Genomic DNA, 17,278 nt, shown 5'->3' with positions numbered 1-17,278 from the left:
ACTGAGGTCACCCTAGGGAAAGTCCCGAGGTGACCTGAAAATGCTGTGCATCTGGGTAGGTTATTAGGTCTAGCCAGGGTCAACCGGCTCGCTCCTAGCTAGCTAGATACTGAGTGCTGCAGTGACTCACCGTATACCCCAAATCCCGGAACCAGCCGAATGCGGCCTTCGTCCATTTCGTACATGAGCAGCTCTAGAGCTTCGGAGTCACCAATGGGCAAATAGCCTAGGCGAGACAGTTCAGCGTTAATACCCTGCTCAATATCAGGGGTCAGCAACCCACTGTGGAGTGCTTTTTCTACCAGTCGACGAATGGAAAATGTGGGGGCCATGAACCATTACCTGAGCGTGATTTCGTTACTATCCATTGTCGAGCTTGGCCACGCTACAGACAGTGATGATACTCCGCAGAAGTTGTGCACTCTACCACGTTGATTCGTGATTCAAATCACAAAATGATTCAGCCATTGGGGATATGTTCAGTAGATTCACGGAAGCACAGAATTGATGAGGTCTGAATCTATATCAAGATACGACCAACTATGTCCCTAGATATACCCAGGCCGGTCTGATTCCGATTATCGTCTTCATATGGCAGGCTGGCCCTAATAGTTTCTAACTTTATCCATAATTTTGGAGTGTACGAGTATGCAGACTATGACTAAAGAAATGGCTATTTTTCAAGCCCAGGGCTCTCTCAACGCGTCTAACGCCCATGAGTTCCATTCGTCTTTAATGCAGAAGATCCAGTCTGACCGGGCCGATGGCCTGTTCGTAGACATGAGCCAAGTCGAGTCGCTTGATAGTGCTGGGCTGATCTCTTTGGTGTCGGCACTGAAGCACGCTCGTCAGCTACAAAAGCGCCTCTGCCTCTGCTCTGTGCCGCCGGCTATTCGCATTGTGTTTGAACTTACCCAGCTCGATCGCGCCTTTGAGATGGTGGATGAGCTGCCGGTAGCCGCTTAATTTCAGGCTCTGCCAGCTCACCCCCGCCTCGCTATAGTATGGTGGTCATGCTCGCGAGCGTTTGGGGCAGCTAGATCGTGTCTGTATCAATTAACACATTGGTGAATGCTGAGGTTTCTCGGCCAGGTCGCTATCTGGGTAACGAGCTTGGTGCTGCTCACAAGCCCTGGGATGGGGCTAGCGTGCGCTGGGTGCTAACTTACCCTGAGGTTTACGAGGTCGGGGCCTCTAACCTGGGCCACATCATTCTCTACAGCATTTTAAATGCCCAACCTCGGCAGCTGTGCGATCGTGCCTACCTACCGGCCCCTGACCTAGCCGCTAAGCTCAAAGCTACCCAGACGCCCCTGTTTGCGGTCGAGTCGCAGCGATCGCTGATCGATTTTGACATTCTGGGTTTTAGCCTCAGCTATGAGCTAGGGGCCACAAATATTCTTGAAATGCTATCGCTGTCAGGCATTCCGCTCACCTGGCAGGAGCGCGACCAGGCCAGAGCCTTTGCCCCCGAGGCAGGCTCCTGGCCGTTAGTTTTTGCTGGTGGCCAAACTGCCACCTCTAACCCCGAACCCTACGCCGACTTCTTTGACTTCGTGGCCCTGGGTGACGGCGAGGAGTTATTGCCCGAAATCGCCTTAGTAATGGAAGAGGGCAAGGCCGCTGGCTTGAGCCGAGAGGCCCTACTGCTCGATCTGGCCCAGGTGCCAGGGGTCTACGTGCCTCGGTTTTACGACATGGCCGACGATGGCTCGGTGCATCCCAATCGGCCCGACGTACCCGCACGGGTGCTGCGCCGGGTGGCTACCCCCATTCCCGCCTATGCTATGGGCCTAGTGCCCTATGTCGAAACAGTCCACGACCGCCTGACGGTAGAAATTCGGCGGGGCTGCACTCGGGGCTGCCGCTTTTGCCAACCAGGTATGCTGACACGCCCGGCCCGGGATGTGGAGCCAGAGGCCGTCATCGACGCCATTGAGACCGGCATGCGCAAGACCGGCTATGACGAGTTTTCGCTGCTGTCGCTGAGCTGCTCTGACTATCTAGCCCTGCCAGCGGTGGGGGTGGAGGTTAAAAACCGCCTCAAGGACGAAAATATTTCGCTGTCGCTGCCCAGCCAGCGGGTCGATCGCTTCGATGAAAACATTGCCAATATCATTGGCGGCACCCGCCTCACCGGGCTCACCTTTGCTCCCGAGGCAGGCACCCAGCGCATGCGCGACATCATCAATAAAGGGCTGACCAACGAAGAGCTGCTGCGCGGCATCAAAACCGCCCACGAGCAGGGCTGGGGCCGGGTCAAACTCTACTTTATGATCGGCCTACCCGGTGAGACCGATACTGATGTGTTAGGCATTGCCGAGACCGTGCGCTGGCTTCGCCAGGCCTGTACCCAGCCAGGACGACGTCCTCTAGCCTTTAATATCACCATTTCTAACTTCACCCCGAAACCCCACACCCCGTTTCAGTGGCACTCGGTCTCGACGGAGGAGTTTCGTCGCAAGCAGCGGCTGCTGCGGGAAGAATTTCGGACCCTGCGCTGGGCCAAAGTCAACTTTACCGACGTGCGCATCTCGGCGATGGAAGACTTTGTGGGCCGGGGCGATCGCCGCCTGGCCGCCGTGGTGCGCCGCGCCTGGGAACTAGGGGCCGGCATGGACAGCTGGTGGGAGAGCCTAGAGAATGCCTTTAAAGCCTGGACCCAAGCCATTGACGAAGCCGATCTGACCTGGAAGTACCGGAAGGTCGATCAGGGCGAATGGAACGTGATGGACACCGATGTGACCGATGTCGGGGACGACCGCCCCAGCCTTGACACCCCCTTGCCCTGGGATCACGTGGATACTGGCATCGACAAAGCCTGGCTCAAAGACGACTTGCTCCGCGCCCTAGAGGCGGCCACAGTCCCCGACTGCTCCTTTGAGGGCTGTAGCCACTGCGGCGTCTGCGGCCCCGATTTTGGCCACAATGTAGTGGTGCCGCCGCCGCCAATTCCCGCTTTCCTTGGCCACGGCCAACCCAGCTCTGAGCGAGTGCAGCGCCTGCGGGTGACCCTAGGCAAGCTGGGGTCGATGGCTCTACTAGGCCACCTAGACATGGTGCGCCTGTTCGATCGCGCTCTGCGGCGGGCCGGACTGCCTATCGCCTTTACTGGCGGTTTCCATCCAGGGCCGCGCCTGTCGCCTGCCAATGCGCTCCCTCTAGGCGCCACCAGCAGCGGCGAAGTGGTGGATTTTGAGCTGACTCAGGCGATCGCCCCCGCCGACTTTCTTCAGCGGCTTGGGGCTCAACTGCCGCCGGAGATTCCGCTCTACACCGTCGCTGAGGTACCCCTGGATGAGCCTTCTGCGACTAAGCTCCTTGACCAAGCCGAATACTACCTGTACGTAAGTTTAGAAGACGTCGGCGCAGCATCTCCAGACTGGGAGGCTTGGATTGAGAGCGTCCTCGCCCTCGATGAAATGCCTTGGGAAAAGAAAACCAAGTCTGGAAATATGCAACTCATCAACTTGCGAGAGCGCTTGCATGAGCTAGCGGTGGTTAGCCCAGACCACCCTCTACCCGGGGGTTTGGAGTATCCTAAAGATAGTCTTGGAGTCTGGCTCAGAGCCGTAGGCCACTGTCGCAACGACGGGAACCTGCTGCGCCCAGAGCACGTCGTCTCCATGGTAGAGAAGGTAGCCAACCAGCCACTAGCGCTACAGCACGTGCATCGCAGCCGACTCATTTTTCTTTAGAAAAACCCTGAGGGGACACAACCATGGACGGAGCACCAGGCCATTCACCACGGGTATCAGTGAAGGGGCAAATCTGGGACTCTAGGGTCCAGCCCCAGTCGAGGAGGTTTCGGCAGCTCTGGCTGGCGATCGCTGGAGCAGGCCTGCTGATGATAGGAGGTGCCAGCCGTTCCCAAGCACAGTCGTCGGAAGCCTGCGCCGTTCAGGGTAGCGAGGAAGTGGCCATCATTGACGCAGCCTGCTGCCCAGACGAACTGCTCACCGCCTACTGGCCGGGGCGATCGACCGAACTTAACCAAACATTTTGTCAGCTGCTGGTGTTTCCCACTGCGACCTTGGGCAACGGCGACGACTTTACCGATCGCATTGTCGATGGCTCACTGTCTAGCGACAGCCGTCGGGCCTCTCCTACCACTATGACCCTGCCCAGTCTGTGGTGGAATCGTGACTCGCTGACGTCGCATCTAGGCGGGCGTCGCCTAGTGGAATCTTGGATTTCTTACCAGATTGAAGACTCAGGCACGACGGTGGTCGACGTAATGGTGAACCCCCAAATGTGGTCGGTGCTGACCTACAACGAGCGCTACGCTGTGCTCAACCAGTTCGGCACGGCGGCCCGCGACTTTGGACACAACCTCCGCTTCTTCCAGGGCAATCCTCGCACCTCACGGATGGTTGGGCTCTACGCCTGTGATTTTGTCGACCAGTCGGGGCTGCCCTTAGACTCTGAAAATAGCGTGTCTGCCTGCTCGGCCAATCTAGACTCGTCATTAATTGTGCAGCTTCAGCGCAACCTGTTGGCAGAGGGAGAGCGCCGTTACCAGCCCACCCCCACGGCCCAGGCCTTGGAGCCCAGCGAAAGTCCATAGAAGGCTAGCTACCCTCAGGATGGAGTTATCGTTGGCCTGAACATTCTGAGCTAGGCGCGTAAGCTTTGCCACAAACGACCGTAGCGGTCCTCCGCTTCGGCCTTGAGGGGAAGTAGAAACTCGCTCTGGTCGGCGATCGCCGGAGTCAGCACGATCTCTGGCGGTGTTTGCAGGGGCTCGGGCCGCTGCTGCGGGTCAACCCCCCACAGCAGCGGCGAGGTGGTGTGGCCAAAGATGGCGAGCTGGGTGGCAAAGTCATCCCCTAAACAAAAATTGAGCCATTCGGTAGCAGCCGGAGCAGGGGCAGGCACCGCCTGGGGCCGTACCCAGAGTTGGGCACTCAGCAGCGTTCCATCAGGGGGCACCGCGACGGCTAAATGGCGATACTGGCGCAGCAGCGGCAGTACATCGTCTGACCAACCAACGACGGCGGTCGCATCGCCAACAATCAAACTCTCAAGGTAGTAATTAGAGTCGTAGACTCGAACCTGCTGGTGCAGCTTGGCTAAAAAGGCGTTTAGGCCTGCAACAGCGGCCGGGTCTGCACCGTTAGCCGAGGCCTTCAAAGCCTTTTGAGCTAGCCCCAGCACCAGACGGGGATGGTCAGGCAGCACCAGGCGGCGCGTCAGTTCAGGCCGCAGCAAGTCAGCCCAGGTCTTAAGCTGAGCTGCTTGGCGGGGCAAACGAGAGGGGTCGTAGAGCAGCACCAGGTGGCTCCAGCGGTAGGGCACAGCCCAGATGCTGCCCTCGAGGCTGGGGGTGCCGGTGCGATCGCGCCGCACCAGATCGAGCCAGACCTGATTCAGGTCCCCCCAGCGAGAAATTGACGTCACCTCAATCGGCTGCACCAGCTCCTGGCGAATGGCGGAGGCAAGCCAATAGTCGGCCAAACTCACCCAGTCGGCCCTTGGTGTCGATTCATTCCCCTCGCCGTGCCAGTCTTGCAGCAGACTATACAACTTCAGCAGCGAATCCTGCGGCGTCACGGCCACACTGCTGCCCCGCTCCGGCAGCTGCTGAAACGCTTTGAGCAGCTGAGCGGGCACCGAGTTGGGCACCATAGCCAGGCGCAGGTTAGCAGCACTGGACCGCTGGCAACCGGCCAGCAGCGTAGCCAGGGTCACCCCACTGGCCCCCACCAAAAAGCTGCGACGATTCATGAGCATTTGACCCCCGCGCCCCTTTGCCAAGGGAGAATACTGATCTAAACCATAGCGCTTTAGTCTACGCCCATGAAAGCCGTTCGCAACGTCGTCAATGTCTCGATCACCATTATCTTGGTATCGTTTATCGGTCTCAGCCTGGCTCGGCTAGTGTACTTTTTCCTTCACAGCCAGCAGATTCCTTAGAGCACTGTGATCTCTAGTCAACCTTTTACTTCGCATGAGTCCCCTGCGCAAACTACGCTCGGTGACGTTGAGGCTGCCCGTGATTCTGGAACAGATTGCTGTTTCCTACATCCAGCACAAGCCCTTGGTGCCTGCGATCGCAATCAAGCAACTCACCCTCGACTGCCCAGACCTGTGGCTCAAGCTCGACTGGTTGCAGGTGACGGAATCTTTCTAAGCTAGAGAGGTGGTGAATACGCTGAGAAGTATTTTGGAAGCTAGCCCACAGCGCAGAATCATACCGTAGTGGGAAGCAACCACAAGCTAGCGGTAGCTTTTGCTGGCGGGCTGGCCCAAGGTGGACGAGATTCGCATTGCCAGCTCGGTCAGGTTATCGCTATCGGTGCAGAACTGCTCAGCGGCGGCGCGTGGTTGCCCAGCGCTAACCAAATATTCCACTAGCAGATTAAACAGCATGTCTTCGGCCAGCTCGCGCTGGTCGGCCCAGCCCCGTTGCTGGTAGTGCAGATACTCTTGGCAACGCAGGGCTAGATCGTGATAGGTAACATCGCTGGTTAAAAACTGAAGGCTGCTGACAATCATGGCGACCTCAGAACGCAGGTTAGCCACAGTCTAACGAAACAGCCTTAGCGAAGCGGCCATCAGGCTAACCGATCGCCCTGAACACCACCGAAAGATTGTTGGCAGGCATGGCGATGGTTTCGACTAGTGCCAACCCATAGACTTTGGCGGCGGCTACCACCGCGTCTAAGTCGCGTACGCCCCACTCAGGGTTTTGGGCCTGCAAGCTGGCGTCGAACGCCGCGCTGCTGGGGGCGGTATGCTGCCCGTTCTGCTGATAAGGTCCGTAAAGATACAAAATACCGCCGGGCGGCAAAATTCGCCCCGCTGCCGCCAGCAGCCCCAGGCAGGCGGCCCAGGGAGCAATGTGAATCATGTTGATGTTGACCAGGGCGGTGATTGGGTGCTGCTGCAAGTCGAGATCTGAGAGCACATCGCTAAAATTTTCAGATTCGACTGGCCACAAGGGGGCAGCCGCATCTAACGCGATGGGCGCGTGCAGATTTTCGGCAGGAACGGCTTCTCGCCAAGCGGCGATACTGGCGCGGGCATTGTGGTCGAGGTCTGAGGGCAACCACTGCCGAGGCGCGAGGTGAGGCGCAAAGAACACGGCGTGCTCCCCGGTACCGCTCGACACTTCGAGCACGGTGCCGGTGGGGGGCAGCACTCGCTGGAGCACCGCTAAGATCGGCTCGCGGTTGCGATCGGTCGCGGGGGCGTAGCGGCGGGCATCGGGCGAGGTGGTCATGGCAAGGGGGGAGGTATAGCGCTTAACGCCTGATTGTAAGCGGTGGCAACGGCGTTACAGGAAATAATAATTCTGTTGAGATGGACGGCTGTGACACTACGACCATGGGCAACAGCGTCATGAGGCGATCGAGTTGAGTTTGCGATCACAAAAACGCTGTTGCAAAGCTAAGCAGCGGCCCTGCTCCTAGGGCCATAGCTCTACAAATGCCAAAGGTTGAGTAAAGCGGAACTCAACAGCCGTGAGACTACTGAGTTCCACTGTGCTCGGTTAATCTCACGAATCATTACGTAATGCCAACCTGTAAATGTTCTCTTCCAAGGCATGCTCTGGAATCAACAATTGGATCGGTGTATAACCTGATAGTACGCGGAAGGCAGTCGATGTTTGATATGTCGCAAGAAGCCGTGAACATCCTAGCTAAGGTTGGGCTTATTACAGCATGTGCTGCTACTGTTACGTTGCCTATCGAACTAATTAGACGATCGTTCCGAGCTCGGAAAAAGCGCATTGCAATTCGTACATATGCTAAGCGTGTTAGTAGATTACTCCGTGCCCGCTATGGAATACAAGAGAACTATACTCCTGCTCAGGTGCAGAGAATCATAAGAGAATGGGGCTACAGCACTGGGTATGACTATTATGGATTAGCGATGTTTTGTGCTTATGCTGATTTTATAAACTATTATCGGCCGGCACGGAAACGCTATAACTATGAAATGATGCGACGCGAGATTAGCTATTGCTTGTTTAGTACAGATACTACATTTAATGTATCTGACGTAATTGAGAAAAATACAAAAAATCTCGCAATTCACAGACACATAAAGTATATCGGCCCCGAACTCCGCAAACGCTATGGAGTTCAGAAGAAATATACTCCTTATCAGGTTAAGCAGGCTGTCAGCAATAGTCGCTACAGTTCAGGCTATGACTGTTATGCATTTGCAATCTATTGCTCACATGATGATTTTGTGGACTACCACAGAACCATAGGTGAATCATGTGACTACAATTCAATGCGTAGTGAAATCTCTAATTCCTTTTATTCCATTTTTCAGGGTAGCACCACATTCGATGCTTGTGATGTGATTGACCTTAGCGATCGCATCGACAGTGCTAAGGATGTGGGAGATAGTGGCTCATGGTGGCCTGACTCACTTAATTTTGCTAATGGAAGCGATTTTAGTGGTGGGAATAATTTTGATAGTGGTGGAGGTGATTCTTCTAGTGGGAGTGACTAAATTGCCTATGCTCTACAACTGCTTTAACGAGTTAGTAGTTCGTACATTGGGTTGACGAAGAGAACTCAACAACTTCTCAGCCACCTACCTCACGCGCTTCAGCAACCGGGCTATGCCTTACGTGAATCGAATGGCTTGGCAACCTTTGTCTTCTAATTTGTAGATAAGGGGCCACTTGGGCATCTTTAAAGGTGCTACAGCTCTCTGTACTTTTCATCTCGCGGTCCAGGTGCCATGAAAACGGTTCGTCTTGACTCCCTAACAGCTCAGTTCTACAACGATGGCCTCGTCATTTTTCTATATGACGATCAAAACCAAGAAGCCATAAAAGCCATTAATCCCTCCATTCTTGAAGGGTACGGTAACAGCGACATTAATTCTGAGCTTTTTGAGGTCGCAGAGAAAGGTCTTCTAGTCGCTTATGAACTGCGTCAAGACGACGAGATGGCCCTCGAAGTAGCCATAGGAAACCCTTTGAACGACCAAGAGCGTGAGGCTGTGGGTATCTACCCCCACGTACAACGTGCCTATCTCAATCTACCCTCTGGAAAACTGGCGATTGAAGGCTATGGCAATTTCCGGCTTTCCCCTGACTTCGACCCCAATGAGGAGCCGGGAGCGCTACTCGATGTTCCCCCCGGCGAATACATTGTGAGTATTTACAGCCTTATTGGGTGTACTGAAGAGGAGCTTGAAGAGTCGGCTAAACCTAACCACCTGTTTGTGCTAACTCCCCTCAGTCAGGCGGAACCCCTCTCAGAGCGAAAGCCACTGCTGCATGGTTATGGTTGAGATCCATGCACGGTTTTCAAGCTATCAGTATGAGTGTTACGGTCAGAGCTAGCTCACACCACGCTCGTGCGAACAGAGCAAAAGTTGTTAGTAGAAGTGCGAGGTTGTTGCTGCCGCACACCTTGTACCGTCATGCGGCTTAAATTCTTAATGGCCGATGAAAAAGAGGGCTTAGCCAAGCTGCGCCCTCAATCTTAAGCTCTGACTAAACAGCTGTTATTAGCTACCTGTGTAGACAGGAGAGCCGGTAGCGCCATAGACACCCCAGTCACGAATGCCGTTTTGACTCAATACCGATTCAGCGGCCTGAATCTCTTGCTCGCTGCCTTCTACCAACACTAAGTAATCGTCGTTGTTATAGACGCGATCGTTGTAGTAGTTGGCGCGGTCTTCGGGTACGCCCCAGCCAATGAGCCCACCAAGTAAGCCACCGCTGGCTGCACCAATACCGCTACCTAAGAGCGTGTTGGCAAGCAAGATGCCCGCCCCCGCAAGTGGCCCCACACCAGGAATAGCCAACACACCCAAGCTACCAATTAGACCGACGGCACCGCCGGTCACGGCACCGGCCGTTGCACCAGCACCAGCACCGTCTTGAGTCTGCTCAGCCTTGGTCTTATCGGGGTCGAAGTCTCCATCGGTGGTTAGATCATTCAACCCTTCTCCAGATTTAGCCACCACTGAAACGCGGTCCATTTGAAAGCCTGAATCGCGTAGCTGGTGCAGGGCTTGCTCAGCCTCCTGCCGAGTCGAAAACAGGCCAACGGCACGGCTGTGTCGAGTAGATTGACTATCAGTCGTTCCCATAAAAATTTATTCCAGTGAGGATTGCAGTCGGCAAAGCCCGTGGCATACGCCACTGCTTGCCTACTCTATGGTTGCTAACCAAGCGCTTGATCACCTCGCTCGGTGGCTAGAGACAAAGGATACTCAAGGGCTAGACTTTAGCCCTTGCGGTGCAAAGGGAAATGTAGTTAGACATACTGCTGTAACGCCAAGCGAGCCGCTCCAGCAATGCCCGCCTGATTGCCCAGCTCCGCCACCAGTACCTGCATTTCCTCGCGAGAACTGAGCAACACGCGGCTCTCAAGCTCTGCTAAGGTCGTCGGCAAGAACAGTTCCGCCGCTGCGCTAATGCCGCCACCGAGAATCACCGCCTCTGGGGTCAGCACATAGACCAGGCTGGCAATGCCCGCGCCCAACCAGCGACCGTAGGTTTGCCAAAAGGCGATCGCATCTTTATCCCCCGCCTTGGCCCGGTCAAACAGCGCCGCCGGAGCCAACCCCGTCTCTCGCCGAATCGCCTGCACCGAGCAGTGCTGCTCCAGCGATCCTCGGTTGCCGCTGTTGCAGGGCGGCCCCTCAGGGTTGAGGGTAATCAGTCCCAGTTCCCCAGCGGTTCCGTTGCGGCCCACAAACAGCTTGCCATCGAGAATGATCGCGCCGCCGACCCCTGTGCCCAGGGTAAGCGTCAGCACGTCTTTAAAGTTGCGCCCGGCGCCTAGCCAGGCTTCCCCCAGCCCAGCGCAGTTGGCGTCGTTGGCCACCGTGACCGATCGCCCCGTCTTCGCTTCCAGTGCATCGGCGATCGGCACATCATACCAACCAGCTAGGTTGATGGCAACGCGGGCAATCCGGCCAGCGGCATCGGCGGGGCCGGGGGTGCCCACGCCAATAGCAACGGCCTCGCGGTTAGGGTCGAGAGTGGCGATCGCATCGGCTATCGCCGCAATGACCAGCTCTGGGGTGGCGGGCTGAGGCGTGGGCACAGCAAATTCGGCCAGGCAATGCCCCGACTGGGTAAAGCGCCCCAGCTTGATTGCAGACCCACCCAAATCAACGCCGATCACCTGCTGCTCTGTCGTGCCCATGGCTAACCCCAACCTTGCGAACTCATGCCAGGGCCATTGTCTCAGATTGTCTGAGGTTTATTTTTGCGCCTAAAGCCAGCCTTTGAGCCGATAAATAGCAATGCCGATGTATTCCTTGAGGGCGCGGGTGAGGTAGTGCAGGTTCTCGGTCTGGGGCACCAGTCTGAGGGCGCGGCCCTGCCAGGTAGTCAGCCCTGGGTCAGCAGGGTCTTGGGCCACATGAAAATCGGTCGGCGCTGGGATGGCCTCAAATCCCTGTTTTTTGAAAATCGCCAGGGAACGGGGCATGTGCATCGCGGAGGTCACCAGCAAAATGCGCTCAATGCCGAGATTGGCCAACAATACTTGGGTGTAGGCCGCATTCTCAAAAGTGTTGAGCGAGTCGGGCTCAATCAGCATAGCGCTGGGGGGCACCCCTAACGCCTCGGCTAGCTCAGCCATATCAGCTGCTTCAGAACGACTTTGCCCCTGTCCCCAAGTAATGCGCCCGCCGCTCAGCACCAGCAGCGGCGCCTTGCCTTCCAGGTAGAGCCGCGCCCCGTGCAGCACGCGATCGCCCTCTTCAGCCACATCAATCCAAGGCCGGGGCGGAAACTTAGGCTTAATCGCGCCCCCCAGCACCACAATTGCCTCTGCCTCCGGCAAATTTACCGTGTCCTGGTAGCGCCACTCCAGCGAGCGGATTATCGCCGTCGATACCCAGCTATTGCTGCTGATTAGCAGTAGGGCTAGAGCTAGGGCGATCGCCCCCGCCGCCCATCGAGGTCGCCGCTGAACGCAGATCAGCGCCACCACTAGCAGCACACAGGCTAACCCCAGCGGATAGATCAGCAGCGGCAGCAGCTTCGACAAAAACAAAAACATCTCCGCCCTATTCCCTCACGCCAACCTAATTCTTCGAGCCCCACCCGGCCAGCCAGGATAACTCCTCACCCTGCCCTACCCTTCACCCCGCTTAGCCAACAGCTCCCTCATCTCTTCTAATAGATGCTCCTGCTCCGTCTGCAGGGTTTCTAACCGGCCCATGATCTCATTCAACCGCTCGTCCCCAGCAGCCAGCTTCTGCGGCTTGGCCCACTGCCGCACCAGCAGCCCAGACAATCCACCAAAAATCCAGCCGCTAAGCCGAAACGGCAGCTTGACGATGGATAGCCAAAACCCTTCGGTGAGGCGGGCGATCGCACTCCACAACCCCGCAAACAGCAGCAGACCCACCACAACGAGCACCAGCACCCACAGCGGATGCCCCGCCAACCAGCCCATCAGCGGATGCTCCATCAGCCAGTCCTGCACCGGCCTCAGCAGTGCCGACTGAGCCGCATCCATCCACGAATTCGTAAAAGTATCCGTCAACCCTCCCATACTGCACCCACCTACCTAACCTTCAAGAAACCCAAACCCTCCCTCACATCCACCAACACCAAAATTCACCCTTATCTACTCCCCTACCCATCCACTCATCCACCCGCCTACTCATCTACTCCCCCTAAGGCGCCGGAGCCACAGGCGGCGTCCTCTGCGGCTCCGGCGGCTCCGGCGATCGACTAGCCAGCAACCACCAGCCCAGCAGCCCCAGCAGCAGGGCAGAACCCGACACCGCCAGCACCCAGCGGGGCACTCCGCGCGGCGGTTTGCGTTTCGCCGGAGTAGGCACAAACTCGTCCTGGGGCAGGTTTTCACCGTAGAGCTTGGCCCCAGCGGGGATGGCGGACTCCTGTCGGGCACCAGCTCCAACTGGAATGTCTTGGCCTGTCGCAGCAGGAACCAGAAGCTTGTGCTGCATCAGCACGACGGTAGTATTGTCGTGGCCATTTTTTTGGTTAGCCAGCTCAATCCAAGAGGCCACCGCCGAGTCGAGGGTGACAATGTCTTTAACGATCAAGCCGATGTAGTTGGCCCATGCATCTTCGATGCGGTAGTTGTCGCTGAGGCCATCGGAGCAGAGCAGCAAAATCCCCGTCTCGTCAAACACAAAGCGCTGAATGTGGGGCTGGAGATGATCGCCGCTGCGGGTGCCCAGGGCCTGGGTAAGCGCTCCGGCATCGCTGCGCTCTAGGGCCTGGGGCCAGGTTTGACGACAGGCGATCACCTCGCGCCCGGCGATGTCATCGTCTACCGTGAGCGGGTGGCAGTAGTCGGGAGTGATCCAGTAAGCACGGCTATCGCCAACGTGGGCCAGGTACACTTCATTCACCCGTCCCCAGCCGTCGTCAGTTTGCACCCGCTGGGGAATGACCACCGCCATCACCAGGGTGGTGCCCATACGCTGACGACCGGCCCAACCGTGGTTATCGTTTTGAAAACTGATCAGCTCGTTGACAATGCGAATCACCGCCTCAAGCTGCTGAACGACAACCTGAGGCGGCAGTCCCCGCAGCTCGTTTTGGGCTTCGGCCAGCAGTGCTTGCAGCTGAATTTGCAGAGCCTGCACCGCCAGTTGGCTGGCCACTTCGCCGCCATCGTGGCCCCCTACCCCGTCGCACACCATCGCCACTTGCATGGGGGCGGCTTCGCTCTGGGTGCCCAGGGGCCAGCAGGCATCTTCATTGCGGGGCTGGGTTGGCCCCTGGGCCGTGGCTCCAGACAGGGCAATCCGGGTGGGCACTAGAGCCGCCTGGCGCAGCAGAATTTGGTTGAGTTCAAGCGCTACGGTGTCGAGGTCGACAGCATCGGCGTCGATGCGGTTAACCAGCGATCGCAGCGGCTCTGACACAGATAGGTGTAGGGGAGACAGCAGCGATCGCCACAGCTCCACTAAATCGGCCAGGGTAGTCGGGTTCCCATCAGATTGCAGTTCCACCAACCGCAGCCGCCAGCCATCCACCCGTAAATTACCAGGTACGAATAAGCTCCTGGCCAAGCCCAGTTCGCCCAGCGTTCCCCACAGTTCCCAAAGCTGCCACAGCCAGTTAGCCTGGCGCAGGGGTGAAGCGCTAAACAGCCCGCCTGCCAGCTCTGGCAATAGCTCCCCCGCTTGAAAATGAATCGGGGCATTCTCCAACAGCAAAATCGGCGGTGCCCCAGTGCGCTCTAGCACGCCATATAATCCCGGCACATGCAGCCGATGGGGGTGCGCCTTGAGGTAAGGCAGCGCCTCCCCAGGAAAGGCGTTGGGGGCACTGGGTCGCTGGTCTGGCTGGGTATCAAGCCAAATGCGCGGACCCACTATCCGATAGCGCTGCCCCACTAGCTCATCGACTGGCAGAGTCTCAATATCAGTGCCGATCACCCAGAGGTAAGGCTTATAGCGGGAGGGGCGGCGCTCAACACGGTTCATAGCGTTTACGGGCGGGTACAGGCACGCGGCAGAGGTCTATTAAAACAACGTAATTAAGCCCCCAAAAGGCCTGAGGCTAAAGATAGATTAATCCTAGAGGATAGCGAGACATTCAGAAGGGTAACCTGGGTTGGGTTTCGTGGATCAGTAATCTCGACGGAGGCCTAAATTGGGACCATTTTGTTTTAGCCTTAACGTTTCTTGTGGGCTGCTATGAACTACCCTCTGTTTTGGGCCATTCTGGGGGCGATCTTCTGCCTCATGGAGTTGTTTTTGCCCACGGGCTTCGTGGAGTCCACCCTGGGTTTGAGCGCGTTTATCGTAGCCTTTATGGCCTTGGGGGTGCCTTCCTTTAGCTTTCAAATTGTGGTTTGGGTAGCGCTGTCTCTCGTGCTGATCTTCCTGCTGCTGCGGTTTGTGCCCAAGCGCACCCCCTACAGTCTGCAAGAGTCGACCGAAGCCCGCACATTAACCGCCATTGCCCCCGGCCAAACCGGACGGGTCATCTACGAGGGCAACTCTTGGCAAGCTCGCTGCGACGACGAAACCATCACCATCGGGGCAGATCAGCAGGTGGTGGTGGTTAGACGCAAGGGCAACACCCTGTATGTCATCCCGGAAAGCTCGCTGAGAGCTTAGGGGAGCAAGCACTACTGGGTTGCAAATCACCACCGCAAACTATTTGAGGAATTACGTCTATGGGCGGCTTTTTTAGTTTTCTGATTGTGCTGATTTTTGGCGGGTCGATCGCCGCTAGCTCCGTCAAAATTATCAACCAAAGCGACGAAGCCCTAGTCGAAACCTTGGGCAAATACAACGGCAAAAAACTCACCCCCGGCCTTAATTTTCTAATTCCCTTTCTCGACAAAGTGGTGTTTAGGCAAACCATTCGCGAGCGCGTGCTCGATATTCCGCCCCAGCAGTGCATCACCCGCGACAACGTTTCAATCACGGTAGATGCGGTGGTGTACTGGCGCATTGTGGATATGGAGAAGGCCTACTATAAGGTTGAAAACCTCCAATCGGCGATGGTCAACCTAGTGCTCACCCAAATTCGCGCTGAAATGGGCCAGCTCGAACTCGACCAAACCTTTACCGCCCGCTCTGAAATCAACGAAATTCTGCTGCGCGAGCTGGATATCTCCACCGAGCCATGGGGTGTGAAGGTAACCCGAGTCGAACTGCGCGACATTGTGCCCTCCAAAGCGGTGCAAGAATCGATGGAGCTACAAATGGCAGCCGAGCGCAAAAAGCGGGCCGCTGTGTTGACCTCCGAAGGGGAGCGCGAAGCGGCGGTTAACTCTGCGAAAGGCCGGGCCGAGTCGTCGGTATTAGATGCCGAAGCTCGCCAAAAGGCCGCCCTTTTAGATGCCGAGGCCCAACAAAAAACCATTGTGCTGCGAGCCGAAGCACTGCGACAAGAGCAGCTGCTTCAGGCCAAGGGCACAGCTGAAGCCATGCAGGTAATTGCCAAAACCCTCGCCATCGACCCCGGCACTCGCGAAGCGCTGCAATTTATCATCGCCCAGCACTATATGGAGATGGGGCTCAAGATCGGCAGCAGCGACAGCAGCAAGGTGATGTTTATGGACCCCCGCAGTATTCCGGCAACGCTAGAGAGCATGCGGGCGATCGTCGGTGAGGGACAGTCGTAGAAAGGCTTAGCTGCATAGATAGGTTGGATTCTGCGACACCAAATATCCAACTGCATCCCAGTTTTGTGAGGTTGTAGAGCGTTACCTGTTTACAGCAGTTTCCGGTTGAGTAAGCCAAAGTAGACGGAGGTAAAACTCTGCCAATCCTGTATGCCATCCCCGTACTCTACGGACTTGCGCCAACGTGTTCTCGCGGCCCACCAGGCCGGGGAAGGCTCGCAACGCGAACTGGCCCAACGGTTTAAGGTCAGTTCCTCTTTTGTTCGAGACTTGCTGCGCCGCTACCGCGAAAGTGGAGACATACACCCCAAAGAACGGGGTGGCGGCAATCAACCAAAGCTGAGCAAAGTTCACCTAGAGACAGTGCGTCAACGGCTTGAGCAAAACAACGATCTCTTTCTCCATGAGCTGTGCGAGCAGTTGGAGGTGGACTGTGGGGTGAAGGTAAGCGTTACAACCATGCATCGAGCCGTGCAACACCTCAATCTCAGTGTCAAATAAAACGCTCACCGCTAGCGAGCAACTAACCCCTAGCGTCATGCAACGACGCTTTGACTACCGGAATTGGAGTTTCACGGTTGACCCACGCAATCTAGTGTTTGTTGATGAGGCTGGGGTGAATCTGGCGATGACCCGCTTGCGAGGACGGGCACCTCAAGGAGAGCGGGTACACGATTCACCCCCTCGTAACCGAGGGCAAAATGTGTCTTTGCTAGGGGCGCTCTCGATGGAAGGGTTAGTGGCCACCATGAGTGTTCCTGGCAGTGTCAACACCGATGTTTTTGTCACCTACCTCCGCGAAGTCTTGATACCGCAGTTATGGGTGGGGGCAATTGTGGTGATGGACAACCTATCGGTTCACCATACGGCTAGGGTTGCCGAGTTGATTGAGGCCGCAGGGGCAAAGCTGGTCTTCTTGCCGCCCTACTCCCCAGACTTATCGCCCATTGAGTTGTGTTGGTCAAAGCTTAAAGCCTGTTTGCGTTCGGCCAAGGCTCGAACACCTCAAGCACTGCAACAGGCGCTGAAGCAGATTGTCATTCAGGAGATCTCAGAGAGCAACGCTATTGCCTGGTTCGCTCACTATGGCTTATTCGCGTGAAATCCGCTGTAGCAAGCCAACAGGACCTAAATACTTTACGCTGACCAAGAACCAAGCCTTAGCTAATGAATGCTAATTTGAGCTGCATTAACGAGATATTGCGTTGATGCGG

The 17,278-nt window shown here is 56.6% G+C and carries 19 protein-coding genes; 10 read left to right on the top strand and 9 right to left on the bottom strand.

Going from position 1 to position 17,278, the window contains the following annotated elements; translation table 11 throughout:
• Positions 1-98: 98 nt before the first annotated feature.
• Positions 99-332: a hypothetical protein gene (locus tag NC979_RS00155; RefSeq protein WP_190522619.1), complete on the bottom strand. Its 234-nt coding sequence runs from the start codon at positions 330-332 to the stop codon at positions 99-101.
• 325 nt (positions 333-657) lie between these two features.
• On the opposite strand from NC979_RS00155, the gene NC979_RS00150 reads away from it, so the two are divergent.
• From NC979_RS00150 to NC979_RS00140, 3 genes are all read left to right on the top strand, one after another.
• Complete coding sequence (locus tag NC979_RS00150; protein WP_242024162.1) at positions 658-966, top strand: STAS domain-containing protein; 309 nt, start codon at positions 658-660, stop codon at positions 964-966.
• Positions 967-1,043: 77 nt separating this feature from the next.
• On the top strand, positions 1,044-3,698 hold the full coding sequence (locus tag NC979_RS00145; protein WP_190522615.1) for a TIGR03960 family B12-binding radical SAM protein: 2,655 nt from the start codon (positions 1,044-1,046) through the stop codon (positions 3,696-3,698).
• Positions 3,699-3,721: 23 nt separating this feature from the next.
• Positions 3,722-4,567 (top strand): hypothetical protein, encoded by an 846-nt coding sequence (locus tag NC979_RS00140; protein WP_190522613.1) that lies wholly within the window; start codon positions 3,722-3,724, stop codon positions 4,565-4,567.
• A gap of 50 nt (positions 4,568-4,617) precedes the next feature.
• Here NC979_RS00140 and NC979_RS00135 read toward each other — a convergent pair whose 3' ends face one another.
• Positions 4,618-5,727, bottom strand: a complete 1,110-nt coding sequence (locus NC979_RS00135) for an extracellular solute-binding protein (RefSeq protein WP_190522612.1) — start codon at positions 5,725-5,727, stop codon at positions 4,618-4,620.
• 223 nt (positions 5,728-5,950) lie between these two features.
• Between NC979_RS00135 and NC979_RS00130 the strand changes: the two genes are divergently transcribed.
• Positions 5,951-6,133 (top strand): hypothetical protein, encoded by a 183-nt coding sequence (locus NC979_RS00130; protein ID WP_190522610.1) that lies wholly within the window; start codon positions 5,951-5,953, stop codon positions 6,131-6,133.
• An 86-nt stretch (positions 6,134-6,219) separates the two neighbouring features.
• On the opposite strand, the gene NC979_RS00125 is transcribed toward NC979_RS00130, so the two are convergent.
• Positions 6,220-6,525, bottom strand: a complete 306-nt coding sequence (locus NC979_RS00125; RefSeq protein ID WP_190522608.1) for a hypothetical protein — start codon at positions 6,523-6,525, stop codon at positions 6,220-6,222.
• Positions 6,526-6,562: 37 nt separating this feature from the next.
• Complete coding sequence (locus tag NC979_RS00120; RefSeq protein WP_190522606.1) at positions 6,563-7,225, bottom strand: DUF938 domain-containing protein; 663 nt, start codon at positions 7,223-7,225, stop codon at positions 6,563-6,565.
• A gap of 383 nt (positions 7,226-7,608) precedes the next feature.
• Here NC979_RS00120 and NC979_RS00115 point away from each other — a divergent pair, with 383 nt between their 5' ends.
• Together NC979_RS00115 and NC979_RS00110 are read left to right on the top strand one after the other, a co-directional pair.
• Positions 7,609-8,469 (top strand): DUF6559 family protein, encoded by an 861-nt coding sequence (locus NC979_RS00115; protein ID WP_190522604.1) that lies wholly within the window; start codon positions 7,609-7,611, stop codon positions 8,467-8,469.
• Positions 8,470-8,703: 234 nt separating this feature from the next.
• The gene (locus tag NC979_RS00110) at positions 8,704-9,261 is read left to right on the top strand and encodes a hypothetical protein (protein ID WP_190522602.1); all 558 of its coding nucleotides are present in this window, start codon (positions 8,704-8,706) and stop codon (positions 9,259-9,261) included.
• 219 nt (positions 9,262-9,480) lie between these two features.
• Here the strand turns inward: NC979_RS00110 and NC979_RS00105 are convergent, their stop codons facing one another.
• From NC979_RS00105 to NC979_RS00085, 5 genes are all read right to left on the bottom strand, one after another.
• Complete coding sequence (locus NC979_RS00105; RefSeq protein WP_190522600.1) at positions 9,481-10,068, bottom strand: general stress protein; 588 nt, start codon at positions 10,066-10,068, stop codon at positions 9,481-9,483.
• A 167-nt stretch (positions 10,069-10,235) separates the two neighbouring features.
• A complete protein-coding gene (locus NC979_RS00100) occupies positions 10,236-11,132 on the bottom strand; it encodes an ROK family protein (protein WP_190522598.1) in 897 nt (298 codons plus the stop codon).
• A 69-nt stretch (positions 11,133-11,201) separates the two neighbouring features.
• Positions 11,202-11,996 carry a YdcF family protein gene (locus tag NC979_RS00095; protein WP_190522595.1) on the bottom strand — a complete coding sequence of 265 codons (795 nt, stop codon included), beginning with the start codon at positions 11,994-11,996 and terminating at the stop codon, positions 11,202-11,204.
• 75 nt (positions 11,997-12,071) lie between these two features.
• Positions 12,072-12,494: a hypothetical protein gene (locus NC979_RS00090; protein ID WP_190522593.1), complete on the bottom strand. Its 423-nt coding sequence runs from the start codon at positions 12,492-12,494 to the stop codon at positions 12,072-12,074.
• 124 nt (positions 12,495-12,618) lie between these two features.
• Positions 12,619-14,409, bottom strand: a complete 1,791-nt coding sequence (locus NC979_RS00085) for a protein phosphatase 2C domain-containing protein (protein WP_190522591.1) — start codon at positions 14,407-14,409, stop codon at positions 12,619-12,621.
• 213 nt (positions 14,410-14,622) lie between these two features.
• On the opposite strand from NC979_RS00085, the gene NC979_RS00080 reads away from it, so the two are divergent.
• The 4 genes from NC979_RS00080 to NC979_RS00065 all read left to right on the top strand — a co-directional run bounded on the left by NC979_RS00080 (position 14,623) and on the right by NC979_RS00065 (position 17,166).
• On the top strand, positions 14,623-15,048 hold the full coding sequence (locus NC979_RS00080; RefSeq protein ID WP_190522589.1) for an NfeD family protein: 426 nt from the start codon (positions 14,623-14,625) through the stop codon (positions 15,046-15,048).
• 59 nt (positions 15,049-15,107) lie between these two features.
• Positions 15,108-16,064 carry an SPFH domain-containing protein gene (locus NC979_RS00075; protein WP_190522587.1) on the top strand — a complete coding sequence of 319 codons (957 nt, stop codon included), beginning with the start codon at positions 15,108-15,110 and terminating at the stop codon, positions 16,062-16,064.
• Positions 16,065-16,214: 150 nt separating this feature from the next.
• Complete coding sequence (locus NC979_RS00070; protein ID WP_190522585.1) at positions 16,215-16,565, top strand: helix-turn-helix domain-containing protein; 351 nt, start codon at positions 16,215-16,217, stop codon at positions 16,563-16,565.
• Between the two features lie 37 nt (positions 16,566-16,602).
• Complete coding sequence (locus NC979_RS00065) at positions 16,603-17,166, top strand: IS630 family transposase (RefSeq protein WP_190522583.1); 564 nt, start codon at positions 16,603-16,605, stop codon at positions 17,164-17,166.
• Positions 17,167-17,278 lie beyond the last annotated feature (112 nt).

The organism is Leptolyngbya subtilissima AS-A7 (assembly GCF_039962255.1).
Classification (GTDB): Bacteria; Cyanobacteriota; Cyanobacteriia; order Phormidesmidales; family Phormidesmidaceae; genus Nodosilinea.
This window is presented reverse-complemented; position numbering and strand designations above follow the sequence as displayed.